The 24,952-nt window shown below is 48.3% G+C and carries 22 protein-coding genes and 2 tRNA genes; 13 read left to right on the top strand and 11 right to left on the bottom strand.

The annotated features are described in order from the left end of the window. On the bottom strand, positions 1-1,461 hold the full coding sequence (locus tag BUB81_RS09375; protein ID WP_073321891.1) for a glutamate-cysteine ligase family protein: 1,461 nt from the start codon (positions 1,459-1,461) through the stop codon (positions 1-3). Between the two features lie 278 nt (positions 1,462-1,739). Between BUB81_RS09375 and BUB81_RS09370 the strand changes: the two genes are divergently transcribed. Beyond that, positions 1,740-4,160, top strand: a complete 2,421-nt coding sequence (locus tag BUB81_RS09370; RefSeq protein ID WP_084526397.1) for a zinc-dependent metalloprotease — start codon at positions 1,740-1,742, stop codon at positions 4,158-4,160. A gap of 48 nt (positions 4,161-4,208) precedes the next feature. Here the strand turns inward: BUB81_RS09370 and BUB81_RS09365 are convergent, their stop codons facing one another. Both BUB81_RS09365 and BUB81_RS09360 read right to left on the bottom strand, forming a co-directional pair. Further along, positions 4,209-5,339, bottom strand: a complete 1,131-nt coding sequence (locus tag BUB81_RS09365) for a M14 family metallopeptidase (protein WP_073321885.1) — start codon at positions 5,337-5,339, stop codon at positions 4,209-4,211. A 3-nt stretch (positions 5,340-5,342) separates the two neighbouring features. Then, complete coding sequence (locus BUB81_RS09360; protein WP_073321881.1) at positions 5,343-6,113, bottom strand: HesA/MoeB/ThiF family protein; 771 nt, start codon at positions 6,111-6,113, stop codon at positions 5,343-5,345. A gap of 85 nt (positions 6,114-6,198) precedes the next feature. On the opposite strand from BUB81_RS09360, the gene moaB reads away from it, so the two are divergent. The 7 genes from moaB to BUB81_RS09325 are packed head-to-tail and all read left to right on the top strand — an operon-like array spanning position 6,199 to position 10,380. After that, positions 6,199-6,708, top strand: coding sequence for a molybdenum cofactor biosynthesis protein B (gene moaB / locus BUB81_RS09355; protein ID WP_073321878.1), 510 nt, complete (start codon positions 6,199-6,201; stop codon positions 6,706-6,708). Then, a complete protein-coding gene (moaC, locus tag BUB81_RS09350; protein WP_073321875.1) occupies positions 6,709-7,188 on the top strand; it encodes a cyclic pyranopterin monophosphate synthase MoaC in 480 nt (159 codons plus the stop codon). After that, complete coding sequence (gene moaD, locus BUB81_RS09345) at positions 7,175-7,420, top strand: molybdopterin converting factor subunit 1 (protein ID WP_073321872.1); 246 nt, start codon at positions 7,175-7,177, stop codon at positions 7,418-7,420. Before moaC ends, moaD begins: the two co-directional genes overlap by 14 nt. Before the next feature lie 2 nt (positions 7,421-7,422). Beyond that, positions 7,423-7,911, top strand: a complete 489-nt coding sequence (locus tag BUB81_RS09340) for a molybdenum cofactor biosynthesis protein MoaE (RefSeq protein WP_073321869.1) — start codon at positions 7,423-7,425, stop codon at positions 7,909-7,911. Beyond that, positions 7,896-8,681: a molybdate ABC transporter substrate-binding protein gene (gene modA / locus BUB81_RS09335; protein WP_073321866.1), complete on the top strand. Its 786-nt coding sequence runs from the start codon at positions 7,896-7,898 to the stop codon at positions 8,679-8,681. The genes BUB81_RS09340 and modA overlap by 16 nt, the downstream gene beginning before the upstream one ends. Further along, a complete protein-coding gene (gene modB, locus BUB81_RS09330) occupies positions 8,681-9,355 on the top strand; it encodes a molybdate ABC transporter permease subunit (RefSeq protein WP_073321863.1) in 675 nt (224 codons plus the stop codon). The genes modA and modB overlap by 1 nt, the downstream gene beginning before the upstream one ends. Continuing rightward, positions 9,340-10,380 carry an ATP-binding cassette domain-containing protein gene (locus BUB81_RS09325; protein WP_073321860.1) on the top strand — a complete coding sequence of 347 codons (1,041 nt, stop codon included), beginning with the start codon at positions 9,340-9,342 and terminating at the stop codon, positions 10,378-10,380. The genes modB and BUB81_RS09325 overlap by 16 nt, the downstream gene beginning before the upstream one ends. On the opposite strand, the gene hemN is transcribed toward BUB81_RS09325, so the two are convergent. The 4 genes from hemN to BUB81_RS09305 form a co-directional block, all read right to left on the bottom strand. Continuing rightward, positions 10,377-11,768 (bottom strand): oxygen-independent coproporphyrinogen III oxidase, encoded by a 1,392-nt coding sequence (gene hemN / locus BUB81_RS09320; protein WP_245819150.1) that lies wholly within the window; start codon positions 11,766-11,768, stop codon positions 10,377-10,379. The genes BUB81_RS09325 and hemN overlap by 4 nt on opposite strands. Positions 11,769-11,851: 83 nt before the next feature. Then, complete coding sequence (locus tag BUB81_RS09315) at positions 11,852-14,410, bottom strand: TonB-dependent receptor (protein WP_073321854.1); 2,559 nt, start codon at positions 14,408-14,410, stop codon at positions 11,852-11,854. Positions 14,411-14,567: 157 nt separating this feature from the next. Next, positions 14,568-14,837: a hypothetical protein gene (locus tag BUB81_RS09310; protein WP_139241545.1), complete on the bottom strand. Its 270-nt coding sequence runs from the start codon at positions 14,835-14,837 to the stop codon at positions 14,568-14,570. A 242-nt stretch (positions 14,838-15,079) separates the two neighbouring features. Continuing rightward, a complete protein-coding gene (locus BUB81_RS09305) occupies positions 15,080-15,475 on the bottom strand; it encodes a DUF3718 domain-containing protein (RefSeq protein WP_073321848.1) in 396 nt (131 codons plus the stop codon). Positions 15,476-15,921: 446 nt separating this feature from the next. On the opposite strand from BUB81_RS09305, the gene BUB81_RS09300 reads away from it, so the two are divergent. Then, positions 15,922-16,890, top strand: a complete 969-nt coding sequence (locus BUB81_RS09300) for a GGDEF domain-containing protein (RefSeq protein WP_073321845.1) — start codon at positions 15,922-15,924, stop codon at positions 16,888-16,890. A gap of 146 nt (positions 16,891-17,036) precedes the next feature. On the opposite strand, the gene BUB81_RS09295 is transcribed toward BUB81_RS09300, so the two are convergent. The 3 genes from BUB81_RS09295 to BUB81_RS09285 form a co-directional block, all read right to left on the bottom strand. Beyond that, entirely contained in the window at positions 17,037-17,432 is a 396-nt protein-coding gene (locus tag BUB81_RS09295) for a DUF3718 domain-containing protein (RefSeq protein ID WP_073321842.1), read from the bottom strand. Between the two features lie 378 nt (positions 17,433-17,810). Further along, positions 17,811-18,734 carry a LysR family transcriptional regulator gene (locus BUB81_RS09290; RefSeq protein ID WP_073321839.1) on the bottom strand — a complete coding sequence of 308 codons (924 nt, stop codon included), beginning with the start codon at positions 18,732-18,734 and terminating at the stop codon, positions 17,811-17,813. A 94-nt stretch (positions 18,735-18,828) separates the two neighbouring features. Beyond that, on the bottom strand, positions 18,829-19,767 hold the full coding sequence (locus BUB81_RS09285; protein WP_073321836.1) for a mechanosensitive ion channel family protein: 939 nt from the start codon (positions 19,765-19,767) through the stop codon (positions 18,829-18,831). 308 nt (positions 19,768-20,075) lie between these two features. Between BUB81_RS09285 and BUB81_RS09280 the strand changes: the two genes are divergently transcribed. The 3 genes from BUB81_RS09280 to BUB81_RS09270 all read left to right on the top strand — a co-directional run bounded on the left by BUB81_RS09280 (position 20,076) and on the right by BUB81_RS09270 (position 20,808). Continuing rightward, positions 20,076-20,384 (top strand): 4a-hydroxytetrahydrobiopterin dehydratase, encoded by a 309-nt coding sequence (locus tag BUB81_RS09280; protein ID WP_073321833.1) that lies wholly within the window; start codon positions 20,076-20,078, stop codon positions 20,382-20,384. A gap of 174 nt (positions 20,385-20,558) precedes the next feature. Further along, positions 20,559-20,635, top strand: a tRNA-Met gene (locus BUB81_RS09275). A gap of 96 nt (positions 20,636-20,731) precedes the next feature. Beyond that, positions 20,732-20,808 (top strand) — tRNA-Met (locus BUB81_RS09270). Positions 20,809-20,925: 117 nt separating this feature from the next. Here the strand turns inward: BUB81_RS09270 and BUB81_RS09265 are convergent. After that, entirely contained in the window at positions 20,926-21,315 is a 390-nt protein-coding gene (locus tag BUB81_RS09265; protein ID WP_073321830.1) for a hypothetical protein, read from the bottom strand. Between the two features lie 334 nt (positions 21,316-21,649). Here BUB81_RS09265 and BUB81_RS09260 point away from each other — a divergent pair, with 334 nt between their 5' ends. Further along, positions 21,650-24,952: an MHYT domain-containing protein gene (locus BUB81_RS09260; protein WP_073321827.1), complete on the top strand. Its 3,303-nt coding sequence runs from the start codon at positions 21,650-21,652 to the stop codon at positions 24,950-24,952.

Below are 24,952 nucleotides of genomic sequence, written 5' to 3'. Positions count from 1 at the left end.
TTACTCCCAATTGGCAACGGGCTGGCCGTCGAGACTGCGTTGATAATATTGCCGGCATAATTCAGGCAGCACGTGGTGGGGCGCAAGATTAGCACTCAGGCGCTGAAATGCGCTAAGCTGCCAACTGGCGCCGGTTTGTCGGCTTGCCAGCCGGTGTTCAATAATATTCAGATAATGGTCGCGCTCCGTCTTATCGATACCTATTGACGCAAGGCCCTCATCAGCGCGGGGTAATAAGTCAGCAATGACATCGGTCACGCGCTGCTCAGACAGTCCTTGTTGGCGCAACTGTGGCCAAATAATCCGGGCATTCAACCCGTACTGTGCACAGCGATAAAAATTGTACTCTGCAAAACGAAAAGGCAGCCGGCGAAGGTAGGTTTCACATTCGCCAGATAATGCCTCAACCAATCCCACCTGTAATGCGGCGTTGGCCAGCATGTCATCAATCGTTGGGCCTGCCGGCAAACTGCGGTATTCGATTCTGACATGACCTTTTTGACCGGGTTGGAGCACCGCCCGGTTCCAGCTCCACACCGTACCATGGTGAAGCAAGAGTTCACTGAATGGCTGAGCTGTTTTATCTATTCGCTCGGCAGTGACCGGCAGAATTGGCGGGTAAAGCGCAACACTCTCGGTGAGACATTCCGCCACGCCCTGACGCAACCAGCCATTGCCAAAGTTGACACGGGCAGGCTGGCGCCACCGACCGGTTGCATGGTCGCGATAATCAATAGATTGTTTAAATAGCGCGATTCGGGTTTCCTGCCACAAGCGTTTTCCCAGGAAAAAGGGCGAATTCCCCGCCAACGCAAGTACCAGAGGCGTGGTTAGCTGCGCGGCATTATAGTATGCAGTGAATTGATTTGCCGGTACGCGATGATGAAACTGAAACGAGGTGTTAGCGCCTTCCAGTGTGACCTCTTCGCATTGTGTTCTGACGGTGTCTTGCCCGTGAATATCGATTTGGAACGGGCCCTTATTAAGCCCTTTTAGCGCGCTGGTCAGGGCTTTGTAACGCGGACGGTTGGTTAAAAAATCAAGGGTAAGGTGGTGGTTTGATAGCGTGGGCAAAATGCCAATGGCAACGGCATGGCCGTCGTACATACTCGCGGTTTGGTCAATAGCCCGGGTGCCCTGACTTAGTTGACGTTTTAAATGGGTAAAAGGTGTACCAGGGGCGTCGACCGGGTCAAGGTTATATTCAATGTTGTACTGATTAAGCTCTTCCTGCAGACCCGTTACTCTGGCTTTTCCAAGCACCGCTTCGTTGAGAGCCGCTGGCATAAAGTGCCGGTCGATTAGGTACATCTCAAGCTCAGCGCCAAAACTTACCTCAGGCCGGTTATAACAAGGCTTTTCAAGCTCACTTTCAATTTGATCCAGTTGCTCGTGCAGGCGACGCTCAAACAGGGTTGTTTGCGCCCGGGTAACGTCGTGTTGATGAAACTGTAAGCCCATGCTCGCTTTGAATGTAACGAATTTGTAATGATTGAAGAGTAGCGAGTGACCTGATTTCGCGTGTTGATACAGATCAAGCGTATTTTTAGTTACGGGATTCTGATGTCTAGTGGGAAAGAGTTTGCGATCTGGATCAATTTTTCGCGAAAAGTGACTTTTTCATCGGCATTGTTGGGGCATTTGTCACTTGCGCATGGTGTTGGTGGGAAAATTTGGGTAATTTGGTGTTAAAACTAGGGTCAACAGCCCCTAGTCTGCAATGCGTTTGCAGTATAACAATGACATCACCACGGGAAACGGTTCGGGAGGAAAGGGTGCGCATACTCATTTTAGTGCTCAGTGCTTGTTTGTTGAGTAATGTGGCTTTGGCTGCAACCAGCATAAAAACAATGACAAAATCCATGCAAAAACAAGACGGGTTTATTCCTGTTTTTTACGACAAGGAAAACGACAAGGTTTATCTTAAAATCAGTGCGTTCGACACGCCACTGTTGTTCCAGTCGAGCTTGCCACATGGTGTGGGATCGAATGATATTGGGTTGGATCGCGGTCAGTTGGGCGCAACGCGGTTAGTGCAGTTTGAGCGTTTCGGCAACAAAATTCTGCTTAAGCAACTGAACACGGATTTCCGGGCCAGTGCTGAGAATCCGGCGGAAAAAGCCAGTATTGATGAAGCCTTTGCTGATTCGGTGATTGCTGGCTTTGTGATTCAGGCGGAATCAGACGGTGCGGTGGTGATTGATTACACCGACCAGTTATTCAGCGATATTCACGGCATTGCCGAAAGACTAAAAAGCAGAAAGCAGGGCACGTTCAAAGCTGATCCGAAGCGCAGTGGCGTGTATTTACCGCGAACCAAAGCGTTTGAACTGAACACGGAGCTTGAGGCGCTGGTGACATTTGGTGGCCAAGGGACCGGTGCTTACCTTCAGCAGGTCACACCGGATGCGGATGCCGTTACCGTGCACTTACATCATTCGTTCGTGGCACTACCTGACGATGGCTATGAGCCTCGCGCTTTTCATCCGTTTTCAGGGTACTGGAAACACGCTTATCAGGACTATTCCGCGCCCATTACCGAGTCCATGGAGCAGGCGTTCATTCGCCGCCATCGACTGGCTAAAAAAGACCCGGGGGCTGCGATAAGCGAACCGGTAGAACCGATTGTTTATTACCTGGACCCGGGCATTCCAGAACCGGTAATGAGCGCACTGCGCGATGGTGCCAGCTGGTGGAATCAGGCTTTTGAAGCCATTGGTTACAAAGATGCGTTTCAGGTGAAAGTGTTACCGGAAGGCGCCGACCCTATGGATGTGCGTTATAACGTGATCAACTGGGTACACCGTGCTACGCGTGGGTGGTCATACGGTTCATCGGTGGTTGATCCGCGAACCGGGGAAATCATCAAAGGTCATGTCACACTGGGCTCGCTGCGGGTGCGTCAGGACTTTCTGATTGCACTGGGCTTAACCAGTCCGTTCACTGACACGGGCGGTGATGTGTCAGCCCAACGTGAAATGGCGCTCGCGCGTATTCGTCAGCTTTCTGCCCACGAGGTCGGTCATACGCTGGGTATTGCGCACAACTTTGCCGCCAGTGAAAACGGCCGTGAGTCGGTAATGGATTACCCGCATCCAACCATTACGCTGGATGGCGATAGCATTTCCCTGGACGATGCTTATGACGTAGGCATGGGCGCATGGGATGACTATGTAATTGCATACGGTTATCAGGATTTTGCCGATGACACAGACGAGGATGCTGCATTACAAACGTTGGTGACTCAGGCGCGTATGGCCGGATTAAAATACAAGTCCGACGCCGACGTGCGCGCTTCTCACCACGGTTCAAGTGACGGGCACTTGTGGGATAACGGCGCTGACCCTATCGAAGAGTTTGATCACTTGTTAGCGGTACGTCAGGTTGCCCTCAACAAGATGGGTCTGAATACGTTACCACCCGGTGCGAGTTTATCGTCGTTAGAAAATGCGCTAGTGCCTGTGTATTTGCTACATAGATATCAGTTAGAAGCGGTGGCCAAGCAGGTAGGCGGCATTGAGTATGAATACGAAAATAAAGGTGATAACAGTAGTGCCAAAGGCGTAAAATTTGTGGCGGCAAGTACGCAAAACGACGCTATGATTCGACTGATTGATGCCTCTGCCCCGGAGGTTCTGTCGCTACCTAAGTCTATTATTAAGTTGTTGCCACCGCCCACCTTTGCTGAAGCGCAAACACGCGAACAGTTTAATGGCAGAATGGGCCGGGTGTTTGACCCGGTGAGCGCTGCGGAGAGTGCGGCAGCGTTCAGTCTGTCATTACTGTTGCATCCCGAGCGTATGAACCGGTTGGCTTATCAGCACAGTTTGCAGGCAAGTATTCCGGGCGTTGATGATGTGGTACGCAAGATTTTGTCGGTACATTTTTACCGCAAGAAAGAAGTGACCAGTAACCTGGCGATGCGACTACAAATGGTCGCCGTACAATCGATTATTAAAGCGTTACTGGCCAACGACACCGCACCGGAGGTGAAACTGGCCGTTACCGCTGAATTAATGACGTTGACGGAGTGGCTGGAAGACGAAGACGATGTGGCGCATTACCGCGCGCTGGAGCATTATCTGAATCACTTTTGGGATACCGGCACATGGCCGATTGCGTTTGAGCCACAACCCTTACCACCGGGTTCGCCTATTTAACAATGTATAAGCGCCGCTACTGCGGCGCTTTTTTGTTGGCATATTAGCCTACGACTTCTCAGTGATCGTGACGTAATTGGTGAAGCACTTATAAAGCTGCGTACCGCTTAGCACTGAAGCTGAGGGAAAGTGCAGCATGGGAATGAGATCGCAAGGAGCGGTAATATCGACGCTGCCTTGCTCGTTGTCCAGTTCATCAATGTTGAGTACTTTTGCAAGCAACTCACCTTCCTTCACGTGCTGGCCGGGCTTGGCGCAGTATTGGACCATGCCGCCCCATTGGGTAAACAGGGTTTTGTAGTCGCTTAAGTTCACACCAAGGCGAGTCATATTGGCAGGTTCTAACTGACTTTCCGGTAACAAGCCTTTTGCTGTCAGGTAACTTAAAATACTGGTGGCATCGATTTCACCTTCGTCAAAATCGATGACTTCCTGACTGCCCATTTCCAGCGTAAAGGCTTCGACGCCGAAATCTACCTGACGTTTGTCGCGTTCATTCAGCAAATCAGTCAGTGTCCACCAGGGGCAAAAGGTGGCTTCGTCTAATGCCCCGGCAAACACATTGGGAATGAAAATGCAGTGCGGAAAGTTAAACAGGGTAGCACTGGCTTTGGCATATTCGGGAATGTAAATGTGCCGGGTCGACACCGGACCGTTGTGCAAATCCAGCACATAGTCTGCATCAACGGCCATTTGTTGCAGGCGCAGGTTGAGCTGCTGTGCCAGACCCAGTCCCCAGGGGCTGGCTAGTTTGGTTTCTATGGCCTGGCGCCAGTGATTTCTGAATCTCTGTTTTACAGACACCACAGACTCTTCAGACGTTACCGTTTTTGCAAACTCAGCGACTTCGCTGGCATCGTAATAATAGCCACGGTTCCAGTTGGTGCCGTTAACCGGGTCAAAACGGCCCAGTGTGTATTCTCCGGCTTTAATATTGGTGCCTACCGGGTTGCAATTCGGAACCAGAATAATTTCACCACTGATCGGCATGTTTTGCAGCCACTGGATCAAGTGGTAAATCACCACATTGCCCTGGACTTCCGCACCGTGAATGGAACTTTGGATATACACTTTGGGGCCCGGACGTTTGCCTTTGATATGATACACGGGCACGTTCATAGCGCGGCCCGAGGCATTTTGGGCTACCCGGATATGTGATTTATTCACGGTATTGATCATCGTTCAGGTGTTCTCTTTTTGTTTTCCCTGACACACAGGGCAGTGTTGATTAGTCGGGATGGTAAATTGAGCCCATTGCATCGAGCGGCCATCGTAAGTATGCAACACGGCGGCCTGGGTAGGGGATTGGTTAATCAGGTACAGTAGGGCTATGTGAGCTTGCTGCGCGCCAACCATATTGACTACCGGGGAGAAAATACCGGCTTCCGTGCAAGACAAATCTGACGGTTGCATTAGCGCACTCAAACATCCGTAGCAGGCGCTTGATTGCGTTGGGTCGACCAGCATAAGCTGGCCTTCGAAACGTATCGCAGCGCCGCTGACCAAAGGCGTTGCGTGTTGGTAGCAAACCGCATTGATGGTTTCTCGACTTTGCAAATTGTCGGTGCAATCCAACACGATATCATGGTCAGGTATCAGTGCCTGTAGCAAGCCGTCATCAGCCCTTTTTGATAGCGTCTGAATCGTACACTCCGGATTGATAGCATGAAGCCTGTCCCGGGCGGCTTGCACTTTCCGCATGCCAATTTGCTGGTCGCTGTACAAACACTGTCTGGGCAAGTTAGTCACTTCTACAATGTCTTCGTCTACCAGTGTGAGGTGGCCAATGCCGCTACTGCACAATTGTTGCGCCGCACTACAGCCCAATCCGCCAATGCCAATAACCAACACCCGGGCCTGTTGCCATCGCTCCTGACCGTCGAGGTCAATTTGCGGGAGCACAATTTGCCGGTTATAGCGCAAAGCCTGGGCATAACGAAGGGGTTTTGGCATAGTTAGCACTTTGATAGCGTTACAATAAAGCGCATAATGTACCAAATTTGACAGTCTGGTCGCAGCAGAATTTTAAAGGACGTTTATGACTACCGAAGCTTTACCCGTCAATATTGCCATTCTTACCGTCTCTGATACCCGAACCCTCGACACCGATACATCAGGGCAATATTTGCAGGAAGCCGTTGAAGCCGACGGTCACAAAGTAATTGCCAGAGAACTGGTTGCAGATGATATCTATCGTCAGCGAGCGGTGGTGTCTGCCTGGATTGCCGACCCGGCCGTTGAGGCTGTAGTGGTTACGGGAGGAACCGGCTTTACCGGACGAGACTCAACCCCAGAAGCGTTGCGGGTGTTGTTTGACAAAGACGTTGACGGCTTTGGCGAATTATTCCGTTATTTGAGCTATCAGGAAATCGGGACGTCCACCGTACAGTCACGAGCCATCGCGGGTTTTGCTAATCGTACGGTCATTTTCTGTTTACCTGGCTCAACCGGCGCTTGTCGGACGGCGTGGGAGGGCATTATTCAGTCGCAGCTGAACAGTACCCATCGCCCGTGTAATTTCGTAGGCCACCTGAAAGGAACCATGTAAATGGGGTTGTCACATGTAAATCGTCAGGGCGAAGCCAATATGGTGGATGTCAGTGACAAAGCGGTGACTGCCAGAGAAGCCATAGCACAGGGCACCTTGTTGCTTTCTCAGGAAGCGTTTGCTGAAGTCAGTGAGAATCGTGCCGCTAAAGGTGATGTGCTGGCAGCTGCACGTATTGCTGGTATACAAGGCGCTAAACAATGCGCCAACCTGATCCCTTTATGCCATCCATTAGCACTAAGTAAAGTGGATATCACTTTTGAATTTGATGCAGTAACGCCCAGCATTGTGGTGCAGTGCCGGTGCAAATTAAAAGGCCAGACTGGTGTTGAAATGGAAGCCCTTACCGGTGTTAATGTTGCACTTCTGACCTTGTTCGATATGTGCAAAGCGGTCGATCCCAATATGACAATGACCGGCATTCACGTGCTGGAGAAACGCGGTGGCAAAACCGGAGACTGGCAACATGGTAACCGTTAAGTTTTTTGCACAAGTCAGGGAATTGGCTGGCGTGGAGAGTCTGCAAGCCCCGTTGCCACAGCCCGCTACCGTTGATGCGTTACGCAATCAGCTTATGCAGCAGTCGCCTGCGCTGAACGAGGCATTGCAAGGTAATGTGCTGATGGCACACAACCAATCGCTCTGCGACGGAAACACGGTAATCGCAGAGCAGGATGAAGTGGCGTTCTTCCCGCCTGTCACCGGAGGGTAATAGTGTTCGCACGGGTACAAAACAACGACTTTTCTCAGCAGCAGCTTTACGATGAATTAGCGGCTGATTCGGTGTTACAAGGCGCTGGTGCCATTGTGACATTCACCGGTCTGGTTCGCGATTTTAACGCACAGGGCGGGATCCAGGGGATTGAACTGGAGTATTATCCAGGCATGACGGAATCCGCTCTGGAGGCTCTATTGGCGCAGGCATCACAGCGTTTTGATATTGTTGACGCCGGTATTGTTCATCGGGTTGGCAAGCTTGCGAATCATGCGCAGATCGTGTGGGTAGGCACGGCCTCTCAACACCGTGAACAGGCTTTTCTGGCGGCGACATATATCATGGATATGCTAAAGCAATCGGTCCCAATCTGGAAAAAAGAGTGGCAAGACGACGTGGCTTGCTGGGTCGCGGCCAAAGCCGATGACGATAAAGCGGCAATGCGGTGGTTAAGCGCAGAAAAAGGGCCTTCATGCAACAAAGCGTAAAAGGATTGCCCTCCCTGATTGTGCTGGCTGTCGGTCTGCTGTGGCCTTCTGTGTTGATAGCTGAAAGCACGCCACAACCTGTCACGCTGAATGTGGCTGTGGCGGCAAATTTTGCCAAACCGCTCGCCGAACTGGCTCGTGACTACGAAACAAAAAGTGGCAATACCGTTCGCATCACTGTTGGGTCCAGTGGCGCACTGTTTGCCCAAATCGTGCATGGCGCGCCATTCGATGTGTTTTTGTCTGCTGATGCAAAGCGCCCCGATGCGCTGGTAGAGCAGGGCCTGGCTCACACTAAAGACGCCCTGATTTACGCACAAGGCAGACTGGCTGTAGCAGGCGCAAATGAAAACGGCCTGAACGCATTACGCAACGCAACTGACGCAACCCGTATCGCCATCGCCGATCCAAGACTCGCGCCATACGGTAGCGCGGCACAACAGGCGTTAACGGCAATGGGGCTATGGTCGCAACTGTCTGCGAATCTGATACGCGGCAGCAATATTCAACAAACTCTGCAATTCTGGCAAACCGGCAACGTTCAGTTAGCGATAGTGGCGGCGTCTCAATGCATTGGCTACCAGCTCAATTGCACGTTGATTGATGCGGGCTTACACCAGCCGATTATTCAGAAATTGGTGGTAGTGAGTCGGTCAGCGCAGGTCTCCGCCGCCCGAGAGTTTGCAGGCTTTATGGTGTCTGATGACGTCCAGCAACAGTTAACGGCGTTAGGATATTTACCGCTAGCTGCCAGTGCAGGTAAGTCATAATGGATATTCAGGCATTGTGGCTAACTGCCAGACTGGCGCTGGTGTCAACGCTTATCCTAATGGTCATTGCAGTGCCGCTGGCATGGGGATTAAGTCGCTGGCAGGGCGCGGGTAAAGCGCTGGTGCAAGCTGTCATTGCGTTGCCATTGGTGTTACCGCCTACCGTACTGGGCTTTTACTTGCTTATCGCGTTTTCGCCAAATAACGCGTTTGGGCAAACTTGGCAGGCGCTGTTTGGCACGCCGCTGGCCTTCACCTTTGAGGCGCTGGTAATAGGCTCCGTTCTCTATTCGTTGCCTTTTGCTGTGCAACCCCTTCATGCCGGGTTCTGCCAACTGCAACCGGCGTTGCTGGATACCGCCCGCATGCTCAAATTGCCGGGTGTTGCCCGCTGGCGCTACATCGTTTTGCCAGCTATTGCGCCTCATGCACTTATTGCAGCCGGCTTAAGTTTCGCGCATACCATCGGAGAATTCGGGGTTGTGCTGATGATTGGCGGCAATATTCCCGGTGAAACCCGCGTCGCCTCCATTGCGTTATTCGACCACGTTGAAGCACTGGACTATACGCAAGCGCATCAACTTGCTGCAGTGCTGCTGATTATCTCGCTAGCCATGCTGGCTATGTTGTATTGGCGGCAGGGCAAAGGAGGTATGCAATGGCGTGTCATGTAAGTTGTCAGCGCGGTGATTTTACATTGTCAGCGCGTCTTACGCTGGGGCCTGACATTGACTGGCTCGGCGTTGTTGGGGCGTCTGGCGCTGGCAAAACCTCGTTGTTGCGGTGTCTGGCCGGGCTCGAGTCTGCGGCGCAGGTTGAAGGTTTTGCGTCCTGGGCTCATCCGGCCGGGGATAATATTGTGTTGGTTTCAGCGCAAACACCGCTGTTTCCTGCTTTGAGTGTGGAGGAGAACCTGCAGGTCGTCGCCCGGTATAACGGTGTGACTGATGAGAGCTTTAAAAGCGTGGTTGATGATTGCGAATGCAGGCATTTATTGGCCAAAGCCGTTACCGCGCTGTCGGCAGGAGAAACACAGCGTGTCGCACTTGCCCGGGGCCTGCTGGCAAACCCTTCGATATTATTGATGGATGAAAGCACCAGTGCCATGGACACAAAATTGCGAACACGGGTTCTGCATAAGCTAAAACGCCGTACTCAGGGTGTTTGTAAGGTGGTTTGGGTAAGCCATGACTGGCAGGATATAGCCCGGTACAGTGATGAGGTGGCGGTACTAAGACAGGGTAAAGTGACCATTCAGGACATGCCGGCAAACGCACTTTCACAGGCAGAGGCAAGTGAGCCAGTAAGTGCATTGCAAGGCTGTTTACTTCAAGGCCCGATAGTAGAGCATGAAGATGAATTTACTGTTTTTGCGGTAGGGGAAAACAAAGTGGTTACACGCGCGGTGGAGCAGGGGGAGAAAAACGCGAGTTTATTGGTGGATGCCCGTCAGGTTTTGGTGTCTCGAACCCCCCTGGCGCCTGCGCAAATAGGCTACGTTAACCGTTTGCCTGTGAAAGTTAAAAGCCTCGATACCGACTCCGAGACAGGTGTTCAGCGACTGACTCTGAATTGTGGCAACCAGACGCTTTTTGCGTTGCTTGAAGCCCCTGCCGCCCGACATCTTGCCATACAGTCAGGAGAAGCGGTATATGCGTATTTTGGCGCTGGCTCACTGCCTGAACCTGCGCGCGCTTAAATCACCCGCGAATAGCGTTGTTGGTGTAACTGACCTGCCAGGTAAGCGTCAAAACTCATGCTGATAATGCGAATTAACAACCGCGCTTTAGGCGCTACTTCGATGGCACTGCGTGACAAACCTACCAATCCATCCACAATAAACGGCGTCAGTTTGTCGAGTGATTCTGAAAAATACTGGTGAAAGACGATGTCCCATTTGGTTTCGATAGCATCGATGTCCAGATACAGATTACACATCAGCGCCATGATCACATCGCGGCGAATCATGTCGTCGCGACTCAGCTGCGTACCTTTCACTACAACAGAATTTTGCGAATCCAGTGCGGCGTAATAATCGTTAAGGGCCTTGGGATTTTGCCCGTACATGTCGTAAACCGCAGAAATGGATGAGACGCCCAATCCCAGCATATCCAGCTCGCCCCGGGTGGTATAGCCCTGGAAATTACGATGGAGCTTGCCTTGCTGTTGTGCAATAGCCAGTTCATCGGATTGTTTGGCAAAATGGTCCATACCAATGAGGGCATAACCCGCCTGTGTTAGGCTGGTCATCGCCAGCTTCATCAGCGCGAGTTTAGTTTCTGCACTGGGAAGCCAGGCATCTTTTATTTTGCGTTGCGCCGCAAAACGGTCAGGTAAATGCGCATAGCTGAACAGCGAAATACGCTCGGGATCCATGGCTTTAACGGCAGCCAGTGTCGTTTTAAAGCTCTGTTCAGTTTGGTGTGGCAGGCCATAAATCAGGTCCAGGTTGACTGACTCGAAGCCGGTTTTTCGCGCATGTGACACCAGCTCAGCGATATGAGATGTACTCTGCACCCGGTTGATGGCCTGTTGTACGTCGTAATTGATATCCTGCACACCAATACTCAGGCGCTTGTAGCCCAGATTTGCCAGTCCGGTCAGATAGACTTCATCGACATGGCGCGGATCAATTTCAATGCTGCACTCAGCATCGACCTTAAACGTAAAGGCTTGCTGTAACATTGTCATCAGTCGGGTGTGTTGTTCAATAGTGAAAAAGCTCGGTGAACCACCGCCTAAGTGTAATTGGCCCACTTTGTAGTGAGCAAATGCCTTTTGTCGCAAGGCGATCTCTTTGGCCAAATAGTCCAGATAGCGGTCGGCTTTGTCGGCATGTCGGGTAACAATTTTATTGCAACCGCAGTAGTAGCAAAGCTGGTGACAAAAAGGAATGTGTACATACAGCGACAACGCGTTGGTCGGGCTGTCAGCCGCTGCCGTCAATAAGCTGGTATCGTTGACTTCCGTATTGAATTCCAATGCGGTGGGGTAGGAGGTATAGCGAGGACCATTTAAATTGTATTTGCGAAGCAGAGCGGGGTCAAAAAAGTCAGGCGTTGGGGTCATGGTTGGCTCGGATCTCATTACGGTAATATCGTTGCAATGAGGCTAGCCTAACGGAATGGCTGAGATCTTCCTTGATCTCGTTCAATAAAATACAGGAATCCTTAAAATTGTGTGCGCACGGTAACGCCGAAGGTGCGTGGCATACCCGGATACGCCATGATTTTTCCGGTCTGTACCGGAACATCAAAACCATTTTTGGCGACGTAGTCAGTGTCGAACAGGTTCTTACTCCACAAAATAAGCTGGCTTTGCCAGGCTGGGATTTCCCATAACCAACTGGCGTTTACGATATCGAAAGCGTCGACGTGTTTGTACGGGTCATTAGTGTCATCAAGGAACAAATCCCCCGTGTACTGATAATCCAGTCGCAGGGTAGTGGGGAAACTGAACACGTCAGCATAATGCTCCACACCCAGGGTGTATCGGGTCTGCGGTTCAAAGCCTACCCGGTCACCAGCGCGAGAACAGAATGGGTCTGAAGGCTGTTGTCTGCCCGGGTCGCCGATGCCTGTATGCCAGGTATAAGCAACCCAGCAACTGCCGTTATCAAATTCATCAAAATGTGCCAGCGTGCGGGCAAAATTGAGCGTAACCTGTGTACTGGCGAGCGGTAGCCAGGTTAAGTCAACCTCCAGGCCTTTTGTCTCGATGGTGCCGGCATTTTGCAAATTAAATCCGGTGCCGGTAAAGGTAGTGGCCTGAAAATCGTCAATATCGGTGCGGTGAACCGCAAGGTTGATCCGCAAATCCTGCTCTGGAAAGTCTTGCTTTAATCCCAGTTCCAAGGCATTGGATTTTTCCGGGTTAAATACCGGGTTAAATCCTGGCGCAATGCGATCAGTGTTAATACCGCCGGATTTAAAGCCATTTGCCCAGGACGCATAGATTAGCTGATTTTCTGCAGGTTGATAGCTCACTTTTACGGTGCCACTAACGTTGTTATACGACAATGATTCCTGCATGGGTGGACGAGGCAATACCGATGCCGTATTTAAAAAGTAGAATCCCCAGCCTGCCGTTTGAAACGGTGCGACTGCTGCCAGTGATGCGGAGTCGGGCAGGGAGCCAGAGCTTAGTGCTGCGCCAATGGCTGCGAGTGCTGGACCCGCTGCAAATGGATTGGGTATGTCAGCGGGATCCATCGATAAGCCGTCAATGCCCGGCCCGGTTTCGGTGTACTCGCCGCGCAGGGATTTGTCTTCACGGGTAAATCTCATCCCCGTTGTCAGCGTCCATTCCTTAGCAAACTGCCAGTCTGATTGTGCGTAAAGTGCAATGCTGTCCTGGGTTTGATTGGCGGTATGATAAATATCCGTGCCGCCCGGCGTAGCTGCGGCAGCAGGGGCAATGAAGCCGCCCGACAACGCACTTAGCGTATTCAGGCCGTCAACCATTGGCGTTAGTTCGCTGGCACTTGCCGCAAAGAAGGTAGGAAAGTCATCGCCGATATGATTGGTAAACGCCAGATCCAGTTTTTGGTGAAAAAAGAACGCACCAATAATTGCGTTGAAATCTGCCCGGCTATAGTGCAACTGCAATTCTTGCGAGACAGCCTGTTGATCAGCGTCATTGGTCGTGGATAACAAATCAGCGTCACTAAAATCCGTATCCGTATAGTCATAGCTATCGAACTGACGATAGGCACTGATTGAGACTAACGATAGGCTATCATTGAGTTGCCAGTCGATCTGGGCAGATAAGCCCTTGTCCTGCATGCGTGAACGCGGAGAGTCAGACAATGCCGTTTGGAAATTAAAATAGTGTTCGCGGGTATATAGCGTTGCACCTAATAGCGGAGAGCCTAAAAGCGCATCGGTGCCTAATTTGCCGGGAATGGCGTTAGCCTGTGTATTGTCCTGCCAGGTCAGCGCCGCGCAGCAACGTTCATCCAGTTCTGCGTAATCGGCAATGAACCTGACTGATACATCGTCGTTCGGTGTGAACAGGGCCTGTAATCGAATACCTGAGCGGGCGCGGTTATTGAGTTCGGCGTCGGGGTGATTAACATCATCTACCCAACCATCGCGTTGTGAACTAAATCCGCTCACCCGAAATGCTAACACGTCTTCTTTAGCTGTAAATGAGCTGGCACCGCTTATATTCAGCAGGTTGAAATTGCCAGCGCTTAATTGAAAGAACCCACTGTTGTCGAAGTCGGGGGCCTGTGTTTGCATAACGACAGCACCTGATGGCGTGTTTTTACCGAATAAGCTGCCTTGGGGGCCGCGCAGAATTTCAACGCTACTGATATCGATCAGGTCGTTGATCACTGAGTTTTGACGTGCGCGGTAAACACCGTCTACATAAAGGCCTACTGAAGATTCAAAACCAAAATTCTGAGAAGACGTACCAATGCCTCGAATAGCAAAAGCACTGTTTGTGGCACTCTGACTCTGGAATGCTGACAGCGTTGGAACAGTGCGTTCAATGTCAAAAATATCGAAGGCGGCCTTCTCTGCGAGCACATTTCCCGAAAGCGCAGTAACCGCGACGGGCACGTCCTGAAGGTTTTGGGGGCGTTTTTGCGCGCTAACTTCAATGACTTCTAATTGTAGTTCGTTGTCTGCCAGAGCTTGTGCTGTCATTACAACTGACGCTAATGGCAGAGCGGCGACTAATTTACGCATCCGCACAGCAGAGGCGTGCCGTTTTGTGATCATTGTGGGGTCCTGTAATTACTTCAGTACAACAAAGTAGGCGCAGTGTACCCCAATTAAATGACAATAGAAGTGTCGGATGATGATAAAAGGGCGCTAAATGGAATAAGCGATGCAAAAAGCATTGCAGGCTTTATAAGCCTGCGCTATTGGGGGAGTATTAACGTAATTGCGTTAGTGCAGGTAAGTGCAGCGTGCGTGCTTCGACATTTGCATCGAAGTGGTTAACCTGCGAAGCCTGGCTGGTTTGAGCGCGAAGCAACAACTGTTTTACGGGTAGGCCATTGGCACTATGACGGGCTTTCTTAGTCATTTGCACCTGACTTTCTTTTGCGGTTTGCATTTCCGTACCGGAATGATCATCTGCGTTTACAAACGGCGCGACGACAATGAAGCTGGCAGCAGTTAAGTATTTCATCATGGTTTTCATATCAGACATCCCCAAATGTTCTGTACATTTATTAAACCCCATCCTGAATAGCAGGGGTATGTTGTGGATCATACATGCGTATTTTTTTTAATACGTTATTGTGGAAATGATGAAACAGCATACCTTTATAGCCGGCTTTTTCGCACCAAAAAGAAAAGGCGCACTAGGCGCCTTATCTGCAAGACGTCTCCGTCTTGCTACCATGTTGACTGGTGTCATGAACACATGGTTTCACGAAATTCTTATAAACGGTCAGTCAGGACCTGAGCAACAGCGTGGTCTTGCAAGCCATTTTCATTGATCCATGCTTGCAGAGTCTTGCCATCTTTTTCTGGTTCTTGCAGGTCACGGCTTGGCATTTTCTTAACCAGAAGCGTACCTACTTCAACCGCGTCGTTAGAGATAGCAGTGCGGATCAGGCTCTGACCGTTGCATGAAATACCTGTGTAGTAATCGTGCAGTTTCAGGCGGTAATCCGATTGAACTGAACGCATTTTTTTACGCAGTTCGCCTTTATCATCAGCACTTACGATAGTGCAGATGTTAGCCAGAGCTTCGTTTACGTCAGCTTGTGCAGTAGCAGATACACCCAGACCAGCAGTAACAATAAGAGCAGCAGTTTTAGCAAATTTCAACATGGTTAAATCCTCGTTAGATGTTTTTATGTACGTAGCAGTTCGTTTGTTTGTTGAGGCTATTAAAGCGTCTTAAATCGAATGAAAAAACAGCAAGCACCATACATGGGTATATTGGGTAATACGTTATGGAGTGAGCGCGCGGGGGATTTGGTTTTGAATATTAGCCACGTTATTTGTTATAAATGTAATAGTATCAAACGCTTATGTGTTATTTGGTTGTAGTGCCTTTTGTTTGCTGAGGGTATCCAAAGATTTTTTTTAATACCTCACATGAATATTGAATTCGCGATATTTACTGTATTTTTCAAAAAAATACTATTGACCAGGGTTAATAAAGGTGACTTGTCTAAGAAAAAATGACTGAGAATTTGACGATTCCCTGATGCTCAACAATGCTTATTTTATTCAACTTTCTTCTATCACGTTGTTTGTTATGAATGTTGCCTATGAGCTTTGAACAATTACAGACCGCATTTGCGTTGTCTTCACGCCTTATCGAGTCCAAAACTTTTCACGATTTGAATGTAGCGCTGATTACGATTCTTAATGAAATAGACACTATCAATGATGTTTCATCATACGAGATATTGGGAAATCGAGCGGAGGCAGGGTCGGATGTTGAGCCTCTAATTAGAAAATTCCCTTTATCCCTAGACGAAAACTTTACCGATGAATATCACTCAGTAGTGAAATATGTGTATAAAGAAGGAACCAGTGGCGTCGGCAAACACGTAATCGGTAACCAGGCGTTTATCAGTATTTACGTTAATAAAGACGAGCCACCTGAGAAACTGGTGTTGATCCAGGGCGAAGTGTCGGATTACCACTATGAAATTGTTAAAGGCCTGGCCAGTATTTACGAGCACCAAATCAACTTGTTTGACGTTAAAGAAAGGGATCTACTGACCAAGTTGCATAATCGTCAGACGTTTGTCACGACACTGGAACAAGTTTTAAATTTCTATCGAGGGATGGCACCTTCCGGAAAAGGCTCTTTCATGGCGATTCTGGATATTGATCACTTCAAACAGGTCAACGATAAATTTGGTCACATGCAAGGCGACGAAGTGCTCATACACTTTGCCAATTTAATGCGTAAATCTTTTCGGCATGCCGATTTCTTGTTCCGCTACGGCGGAGAAGAATTTGTGGTTATTATTAACCAGACAGATAAGACAGCAGCACTCGCTTTACTGGATAGCTTCCGTTTAAGTGTAAAACAGTTTAGTTTTCCCTCAGGTCACATAACGGTGAGTATTGGCGTTACTGAAGTCAATCCGTATACACCCATCCCCACAATGATAGAAATAGCAGATGAAGCATTGTACCTGGCAAAACACAACGGTCGGGATCGTATTGAAGTACTGAATAGAAGCACCAAAAGCGTGGTCGACAACGATATAGAGTTTTTTTGAGCAGGCTTTGGTGGTTAGGCAGAGAACTAAAATCTAGCAGAAAAAAATAAAGGCGCCTTTCGGCGCCTTTTAATGCAGGGGACTGCTAACCTCCCTGCAACCATGTTGAAATGGTGACATGGTTATCATGCATTTTGTGCAGTCGCTTATAAACGACCTTCCAGTACCGAAGCAATTGCGTGGCTTTGGTGACCGTTTTCAGAAATCCAAGCCTGTAGAGTTTTGCCATCTTTCTCAGGCGCCTGTAACTCTTTACTTGGCATTTTTTTCACTAGTAACGTGCCAACTTCAACTGCGTTATTTTCAATTGCAGTGCGGATCAGACTCTGACCGTTACACGAAATACCGGAATAGTAGTCATGTAACTTCAGACGGTAATCTGATTCAACAGAGCGAATTTTTTTACGCAATTCACCTTTGTCGTCGGCGGTAACGATATTACAGATATTAGCCAGTGCTTCTTCAACATTCGCGTGTGCCGTACCGGTAAACGCCAAAGTGGCTGTAGCAATAACTAAAGAAGTCTTAACGATTTTCAACATGGTCAGCTCCTAATTACTAAGCAGTATTAATGGTTTAAGTCAGTTTTGTTGTTTTGTTTTGTTGAATGAATTAAACATCGGAAACGGCAATGGATAAATGGTAGGTGACATACTTAGGTATTTTAATAAATACCAAACAGGTAAGGTTTTATTCATACCTGACAGATTAAAATCTTTTTTAAACAATAAGTTAAGTCCGTTCCACGACAGCTTTCCACTGCCTGTCAGTTTGTTGATATATCGGTTATTTAGCTGATTTCAGAATGTGAATTTTCGATATGCTTTTGATTTATAAAGATTTTTGTTATTTAGAACGTTTTGTAATAGAAGCCTGTTAGGGGAAAGGACGATTATAACAGGCTATACATATTGGCTTTATTAAGCTGCTTCCGAGTTTGGCGGGGCAGCTTGAAATGATTCCGCGGCCTTAAATAACTGTTCGCGTACCCATTTGTGTGCCGGGTCGTCGGTTGCACTCATATGCCAATAAATATAATAACTGGTCGGCTGCATAGTGAACGGCAGTTCAGCAACTGCCAAATCGTAATGTTTGGCCAGATGATAGGGGAGGCACGCTATCAGATTGGTTTTAACCAATACACTGGGTACCGTTAAAAAATGATGGCTTTGCATCGCTACACGGCGTTGATGACCTAATTTAGCCAGTTCAATATCAATAGCGCAATCCAGATCTTTACGAGGAGCAATTTTGATATGGCCATATTCTAAAAACGTATCCAGGGTTAACGCTGTCGAAAAAGCTGGGTGTTCAGGCCTGGCTACTGCAACCAAACGGTCCTCGGCAATTTTTCGTTTTTGCAGATAGGGATCGGTAATGGTGGCGCTGTCTGCGTAGAAATCGAGTTGACCACTGGCCATTGCATTAGTGACATCGACGCGTGCGATATCATAGTTTGATATGGCGATATGTGGCGCCTGGGCTTCAATTCTTGCAATAAGCCTGGGCAATATACTGGCTTCTATAAGGTCCCGACAGGCGAATTGAAACGTTTTTTCCGCAATGGAGGGATCAAAATCATGGCTGTGTTGCACACTTTTTCGCAATAGCTCCAAAGCCTGACGTGCGGGGCCGATAATGTTTTGAGCAACTGGCGTAGGTGTCATTGTATGGCCAGTGCGCACAAACAGTGGGTCATTGAGTAGTTCCCGTAAACGCGACAGTGAATTACTCACAGCAGGCTGAGTGATACAAAGAATATCAGCTGCTTTCGTTAAATTACCCGCTGTGTAAATGGCATCAAACACGGCGAAGAGATTTAAATCAATTCTGTTCAGATTCATAATAAGGGCGCCTTAATTCGCGAACGCCCTTAATGTATCAGTAATATTAATATTTGATCAATTTTTTCATTAGTTTTATATATCATCCGACCAGTTAGTCTGGGTTATTATCAGCGGTTTTGTCCGAATACTGGCTCAGGTTATTGTCCTTAATGACTTGTCCCAGAGTTTCTCCCCCCTTAGCGCCAAAATCCAGTGTACGGATAGGGAATGGGATCAGGATATCTGCTTCATTCAGAGCTTTTTGTATCGTTACAACCGCTTTATGCCTTGCAATCATAAAGCCGGGTTCACCGGGATAGTCAATCCAGAACCAGACGAGCAGGTTGACACTGCTGTCACCAAAAGACGCCGCAAACACGTCGGTTTCCTCTTTATCTACAACAAAGTCCAATTGATTAATCGCATCGGTGATGACGCTGGCGGCCTGCTCCGGATCGTCGGCGTAGGAAATCCCCACAGGAACTTCGAGACGTCGCTTACCGTTGACGCTGTAATTAGTTAGGATGTTCCTGAACAGGATTTTATTGGGAATAATTTCGCGTTGACCGAAAAATGTCATCACGTGTGTGTTACGCAGGTTAATTGCCTCAACAGTACCAAACACACCTTCCGCTTTAATCACGTCGCCAATTTGAAAGGGTTTTCTTACCCCCATAGCAATACCCGCAATGAAGTTCTCTGTAATGTCCTGGAACGCAAAGCCGATGGCGAGGCCAACAATACCGGCACCTGCCAATAACGATGTAACTGTGCCGCGCAGACCAATAAAGTCCAGCGCAATGAATATACCTGCCGTTGCAATAGCAACACGAATAATCGAAGTCAGTAAGCTAACAATTTGCTGAGAATCAAACGTTCTTCGAAGAACGCGTTGGCTGAGCTTACCGATTACCTTTGCGACAACGCCAAATGCTATTGCAATCACAATGGCGACAGCCAGGTTGGGTAAGTGCTTAATGCCAGTTTCCATCCAGACTTGCAGTTTTTCGTTTATCAGTTGCCAGAAGGTTTCAATGCCAGGGAATTCCATTAATGTTTGCCTCTTATAAAACGCTTTTTGCATTACTGTATATCAGTGAGTTTTTGCAAGCTTTGTTCCATTCCCCGGATACCCTTTAAATAGCCATACGCTGCCGGGTATTTGATGAAGAGGCCTGGCATTGAAATAAAACCATCTTACAAAATAATGTAATAATTACAGACATCGCAATGAGTGCTTGCGATGCAACGAGACCTTTACAGGTTGTTGGTGAATAGATTGCGTTCTGTTCTTTTTTCTTGGTGCTTTATTCAGTAACGTGAAAGCACTAAGCCAACATATAAGAAGAGGGGATAAAAATGGCAACAAAGTTAACGAATGAACAAATACAGGAACACCTGAGTGCGCTGAACGATGGTCTGGAAGAGCAACAACAGTGGCAGTTAGCAGGTGACAAGATTACCAAAACGTTCAAGTTTAAAGGGTTTATCGGTGCCTTTGGATGGATGACGCAAGTTGCCATTTGGGCAGAAAAACTAAAACACCATCCAGAGTGGTTTAATGTGTATAACACCGTTGAGGTTGCTTTGACGACTCACGATGCCGACGGGCTCAGTGAGTTAGATTTCAAACTGGCGCAAAAGATGAACCTATACGCTAAAGCGTAATGGTGTTAAGCCTAGGCTGTGTGCTTTATAAGCGGAATGCTGGGTATTTAACCGGTTGGTCAAAAATTTGAAACAATTCACTAAACACCCCTTGCTAACCGCTAATCCCTATGTATAATACGCACCACTTGAACGGCACCGCTAATAAGCCAAGTCGTTTCAACCCAGTTCAGACGCGGGATGGAGCAGTCTGGTAGCTCGTCGGGCTCATAACCCGAAGGTCGTAGGTTCAAATCCTGCTCCCGCAACCAAATCTCAGTTTTTGCATAGCAATGCAATATGCTGACACCAGAAAAAACGCAAGTAAGCGTCACAGAACAACACGAAAAATCGTGCACAGTTTCAGACGCGGGATGGAGCAGTCTGGTAGCTCGTCGGGCTCATAACCCGAAGGTCGTAGGTTCAAATCCTGCTCCCGCAACCACATTCAAAGCCCCGATATATATCGGGGCTTTTTTGTATGTGGCCTTTTTAATTCTGAATACATAGATATACTTTTCAGCCATCGTACAGAGTGGAGTTATGCACTAGTTTGTATGATCTAAACTCCCTGCCGAAATACTGATGTACACTTGGTACCAGCAAAGTTAACAAGTCCCGTTGAGCTCACTAACATCTCCAGAACTCTCAGTGCGTGAAAGCTGATATGGTCGTTCTCCGCATCTTGGGTTGACGCGCGCAAGGGTGAAGTTTGCAGGTTGTTTCGCGAACTGTCAGGCAGCAAAGAGACTGGTGTTGTCGATTCTTTAGACCATTCTTTTTCTATTACGGGCTGTAGATTGGACTGAATACTAAAGGCATATTGTCCATTTATCAGCGAGGCTTCTAAAGCGACACTTTGATTCCTGAAACTAAGTTCAAGTTCCAGGTTACTGTTGGATAAACTGATATATAATAACCAGATTGACAGAATTAGTAATAACGCTTTCATGTTTAGCTCCTTGAAAATACCACCTTATTCTGATGGCTTATCAATTATTTTTGTTTGCTTATCTACCAAATAAACAGACAAATCGTTCACCGTTAACGCCACCTATACGCTTCAAATTACCGCTTAGTCATGGATTTCAGCCCTTATTCGCAAGCTCTCAACTCAATTTGTCGTACATTTATCAGAATGTATTTGACTTTAGTAGTAGACGCGGGCACGCTGCTAAATAATTGCGAGTAAACGATTTATTATTGTTTATAATTTTAGACCGCATCGTCGTTTCCTCAGGATGGGGGGCGGAATGGTCACCAGTAGTATATAAGGTATGCGGTAAATGAATGACATCCTGGCCCTGTTTCAGATCCCAGAGACCTCTTTATTATTAACCGGTGAGTACGAATTTTATCTTGTACTGGTATCGGTAGCTATTGCCGTTTTTGCGTCTTTCATGGGCTTTCAGGTCGCGACCCAGGCAAGAACGGCGCAATCGAATTTTGCCAAGCGTTCACTGTTAATGGTGGGCGCTATTGCCCAAGGTGTCGGTATTTGGTCTATGCACTTTGTGGGTATGTTAGCTTTCGAACTGTGTACGGAAGTTAACTATGACTGGCATATAACACTGGTTTCGATGCTGCCCGGTGTGGGTGCCGCCTGGGTTGCCTTACGATTTTTAATTACAAACACAGTTTCCCCTCTGCATATTGTACTTGGCGGTGTATTGGTCGGTGCCGGAATAGGCGCAATGCATTATATAGGCATGGCAGCGATGCAAATGGCGCCGCTGCTGAAATATGACCTGCATATCTTCCTGCTATCTATTGTCGTCGCTGTGCTACTGGCTATGCTGTCACTTTGGGTGCGCACTGGTATTAACAACATTATTAAAGCGCGCTTATCGAATACTAAAATCAATGTGATGGCTGGCTTTGTGATGGGGCTGGCGATTTCAGGCATGCACTACACAGGCATGGCTGCAGCGCGCTTTGTGACACCGCCAGGCGTAGAGCTCATAGCACAAGATACGGAAGTCTCTGTGTTTATGGCTGCGGTTGTCACTTTCATTGCGTCGATGGTCATTGCAATGGTGCTGGGTATTAGCTTATTAGTGAAATACAAAGAAATTACCAAAGTCGCGAATGCTAATGAAAAGCGCCTTACGGGCCTTATGGATAGTGCAGTTGAAGGGGTCATTACGATCAACTCAGAAGGGATTGTACTGTCAGCGAATCCATCTGTTACCCGGATATTAGGTTGGACTAAATCGCAGTTAGTAGGTTTCCCGGTAGTTAATATCGTGCCTGAAAACAGACGCCATTTGTACAATGATGCGTTCTTTAATAATGCGCAGGAACCCAGCGACGAAAAGCTAATCGGCAATAGCCGGGATGTAATGGCGCTGGATGTAAATCTTCACCCTGTGCCGGTGCGGATCAGCGTGTCACACACACAAATAGACGACGAACCGTTTTTTATCCTCTTTATTGCCGATATTCGCGAACGCTTAGCCATGGAAAAGGCGGTTAAGGAGAATGAAGAAAAATTCCGCTCGCTGATTGCCAATATTCCCGGTATCGCTTATCGCTGCCTGAACGACACAACCTGGCCAATGGTGTTTATTAGCGAGGCCGTTGAGCGTATTACTGGCTACACTGCTCAGGACTTTTTACTTCCTGCGCCTCGCATCAGCTTTACGGAATTGTTCCATCCCGATGATCTGTCGATTATTGAGGAAGCCATAGCCGACCAGCAGGAATATGCTATGGAATATCGCATTATCGCTAAAAGCGGTGATATTCGTTGGGTAAGGGAGCATGGTCGATTTATCCGCAATGAAGCGAATGAAATTCTGTGGTTAGACGGTTTCATTATGGATATCACTGACCGCCGTAATATGGAAAATGAGTTACTTATAGCCAAAGATGCCGCCGAACAAGCCGCAGCATCCAGAGCCGCGTTCCTGGCGAATATGAGCCATGAAATTCGGACCCCGATGAATGCGGTTATTGGCTTCAGTGATATTTTATTGGATACCCCGCTGAATACTGAGCAACACAAGCACCTGTCTACGATTAACCGGTCGGCGCGCTCTTTATTGCATCTATTAAATGATATTCTGGACAGTGCCAAGCTCGACAAAGGTAAACTTGAGCTTGAATACACCGATTTTATGTTGAGCGAAGAAATCGACACGGTGATTTCTACTTTCTGGCTTGAGGCAAAACGCAAAGGGCTTGATTTGCGTGTAGACCTGTCTGGGAAATTGGCTAAAGCCTATAATGGTGCTCCGGAACGAGTACGTCAGGTACTGAGTAACCTCGTGGGTAACGCGGTGAAATTTACTGAGCAAGGCTGCGTGTCCCTGACAGTGCAACCTGTGCAGAGCGGCGACGTACAATTCATTATTGCAGACACTGGCATTGGTATGTCTGAAGAGCAGGTGAACAAGGTCTTTGATGCGTTTGCGCAAGCAGATGCCTCAATGTCCCGGAAGTTTGGTGGCACGGGCTTGGGCACGACGATCAGTAAACAGCTTGTCGAGCTAATGGGCGGCACTATTGAAGTGCACAGTGAGAAGAATATAGGCACGCGTTTTGTTTTCACTTTACCACTTAGTCCAGTGGTGTCAGCGCAGCAGGTAAAACGACTGCAGGCGATGTCATTGCCGCAACTCGATGTGCTGATAGTCGACGATATCGAACAAAATATTGATTTGTTGAAGTTATTGCTGGAGCGGGCCGGACATACAGTGACAGTGGCTCAGGATGGTGAACAAGCACTGGCACGCATGGAAGCGCACAGTTTCGATGTGGTGTTAATGGACCTGCAAATGCCCGTATTAGATGGCTTGACTGCTGCTACCCGACGCAGGGAATTCGAGCGTGAGCACGGTTTAAAGGCCACGCCCATTATCGCACTGACTGCGAGTGTGCTGGCACAGGATAAAAAGTCAGCCTCTGATGCCGGCATGGAAGGCTTTGCCAACAAACCTATTGATTTCCCGGTACTGTGTAATGAAATCGCCCGCGTGTTAGGTATTCAGGGAACGGCACTGGCTGCTCGACCAGAACCTACAGATACCGCTTTAATTGACTGGTCTAGGGGCGAAAGTCTGTGGGGAAGTCAGTTAAAGCTTATTCAGGAGATCAAACGCTTCCTTACTGATTTTGACAATGAAAAAGCGCAGTTTGCATCCTTGATCCAATCCCGGGATTTCATTAGCTTGAAATCACTTGCTCACCGCTTTAAAGGCGTTGCCGGTAATTTGGGGTTAATTCAGTTTATGGTAACGTGCAAAGTGCTGGAATATGCAAGCGAGGATGACACTGATTTGGAAATCGTACTTGAGCGTTTATTGAGTATTGCCGATGAGGTGGCTTCTCATGTCACACAGGAACAGGAAAGCGCTGCTGAACAAGCCGCTCAAGTCGATATAAGCCAGTTGAAGACGATACTGGAAAGTCTGCTGGATGGCGTGAAGCACAACCGCGTTGATGAGCACGAACTCAATGAGCTTGCTGTCTTCACGCAAAGTCAGTTTGCCAGTGAAATTCAGGCTATACTGGACGCTATAGATGATTTTGAGTTTGAGCTGGCAATAGAACACCTAAGTCAACTTATTGAACGATTAAACGGATAG

Origin of the sequence: Marisediminitalea aggregata (assembly GCF_900129565.1) — a bacterium.
Taxonomy (GTDB): Bacteria; Pseudomonadota; Gammaproteobacteria; order Enterobacterales; family Alteromonadaceae; genus Alteromonas; species Alteromonas aggregata.
Note: the sequence above shows the minus strand (reverse complement) of the source record. Positions and strands in the feature narration are given on the sequence as shown.

Excerpts from the sequence above, each read along its gene's own strand:
- BUB81_RS09265 (WP_073321830.1), bottom strand. The coding sequence starts at position 21,315 with ATGAAAGCGTTATTACTAATTCTGTCAATCTGGTTATTATATATCAGT.
- BUB81_RS09325 (WP_073321860.1), top strand. The coding sequence starts at position 9,340 with ATGGCGTGTCATGTAAGTTGTCAGCGCGGTGATTTTACATTGTCAGCG.
- BUB81_RS09305 (WP_073321848.1), bottom strand. The coding sequence starts at position 15,475 with ATGTTGAAATTTGCTAAAACTGCTGCTCTTATTGTTACTGCTGGTCTG.
- moaB (WP_073321878.1), top strand. The coding sequence starts at position 6,199 with ATGACTACCGAAGCTTTACCCGTCAATATTGCCATTCTTACCGTCTCT.
- modB (WP_073321863.1), top strand. The coding sequence starts at position 8,681 with ATGGATATTCAGGCATTGTGGCTAACTGCCAGACTGGCGCTGGTGTCA.
- BUB81_RS09295 (WP_073321842.1), bottom strand. The coding sequence starts at position 17,432 with ATGTTGAAAATCGTTAAGACTTCTTTAGTTATTGCTACAGCCACTTTG.
- BUB81_RS09285 (WP_073321836.1), bottom strand. The coding sequence starts at position 19,767 with ATGGAATTCCCTGGCATTGAAACCTTCTGGCAACTGATAAACGAAAAA.
- BUB81_RS09315 (WP_073321854.1), bottom strand. The coding sequence starts at position 14,410 with ATGATCACAAAACGGCACGCCTCTGCTGTGCGGATGCGTAAATTAGTC.
- BUB81_RS09280 (WP_073321833.1), top strand. The coding sequence starts at position 20,076 with ATGGCAACAAAGTTAACGAATGAACAAATACAGGAACACCTGAGTGCG.
- modA (WP_073321866.1), top strand. The coding sequence starts at position 7,896 with ATGCAACAAAGCGTAAAAGGATTGCCCTCCCTGATTGTGCTGGCTGTC.
- BUB81_RS09360 (WP_073321881.1), bottom strand. The coding sequence starts at position 6,113 with ATGCCAAAACCCCTTCGTTATGCCCAGGCTTTGCGCTATAACCGGCAA.
- moaC (WP_073321875.1), top strand. The coding sequence starts at position 6,709 with ATGGGGTTGTCACATGTAAATCGTCAGGGCGAAGCCAATATGGTGGAT.
- moaD (WP_073321872.1), top strand. The coding sequence starts at position 7,175 with ATGGTAACCGTTAAGTTTTTTGCACAAGTCAGGGAATTGGCTGGCGTG.
- BUB81_RS09365 (WP_073321885.1), bottom strand. The coding sequence starts at position 5,339 with ATGATCAATACCGTGAATAAATCACATATCCGGGTAGCCCAAAATGCC.
- BUB81_RS09290 (WP_073321839.1), bottom strand. The coding sequence starts at position 18,734 with ATGAATCTGAACAGAATTGATTTAAATCTCTTCGCCGTGTTTGATGCC.
- BUB81_RS09300 (WP_073321845.1), top strand. The coding sequence starts at position 15,922 with ATGAGCTTTGAACAATTACAGACCGCATTTGCGTTGTCTTCACGCCTT.
- BUB81_RS09375 (WP_073321891.1), bottom strand. The coding sequence starts at position 1,461 with ATGGGCTTACAGTTTCATCAACACGACGTTACCCGGGCGCAAACAACC.
- BUB81_RS09260 (WP_073321827.1), top strand. The coding sequence starts at position 21,650 with ATGAATGACATCCTGGCCCTGTTTCAGATCCCAGAGACCTCTTTATTA.
- BUB81_RS09310 (WP_139241545.1), bottom strand. The coding sequence starts at position 14,837 with ATGAAAACCATGATGAAATACTTAACTGCTGCCAGCTTCATTGTCGTC.
- BUB81_RS09370 (WP_084526397.1), top strand. The coding sequence starts at position 1,740 with ATGACATCACCACGGGAAACGGTTCGGGAGGAAAGGGTGCGCATACTC.
- hemN (WP_245819150.1), bottom strand. The coding sequence starts at position 11,768 with ATGAGATCCGAGCCAACCATGACCCCAACGCCTGACTTTTTTGACCCC.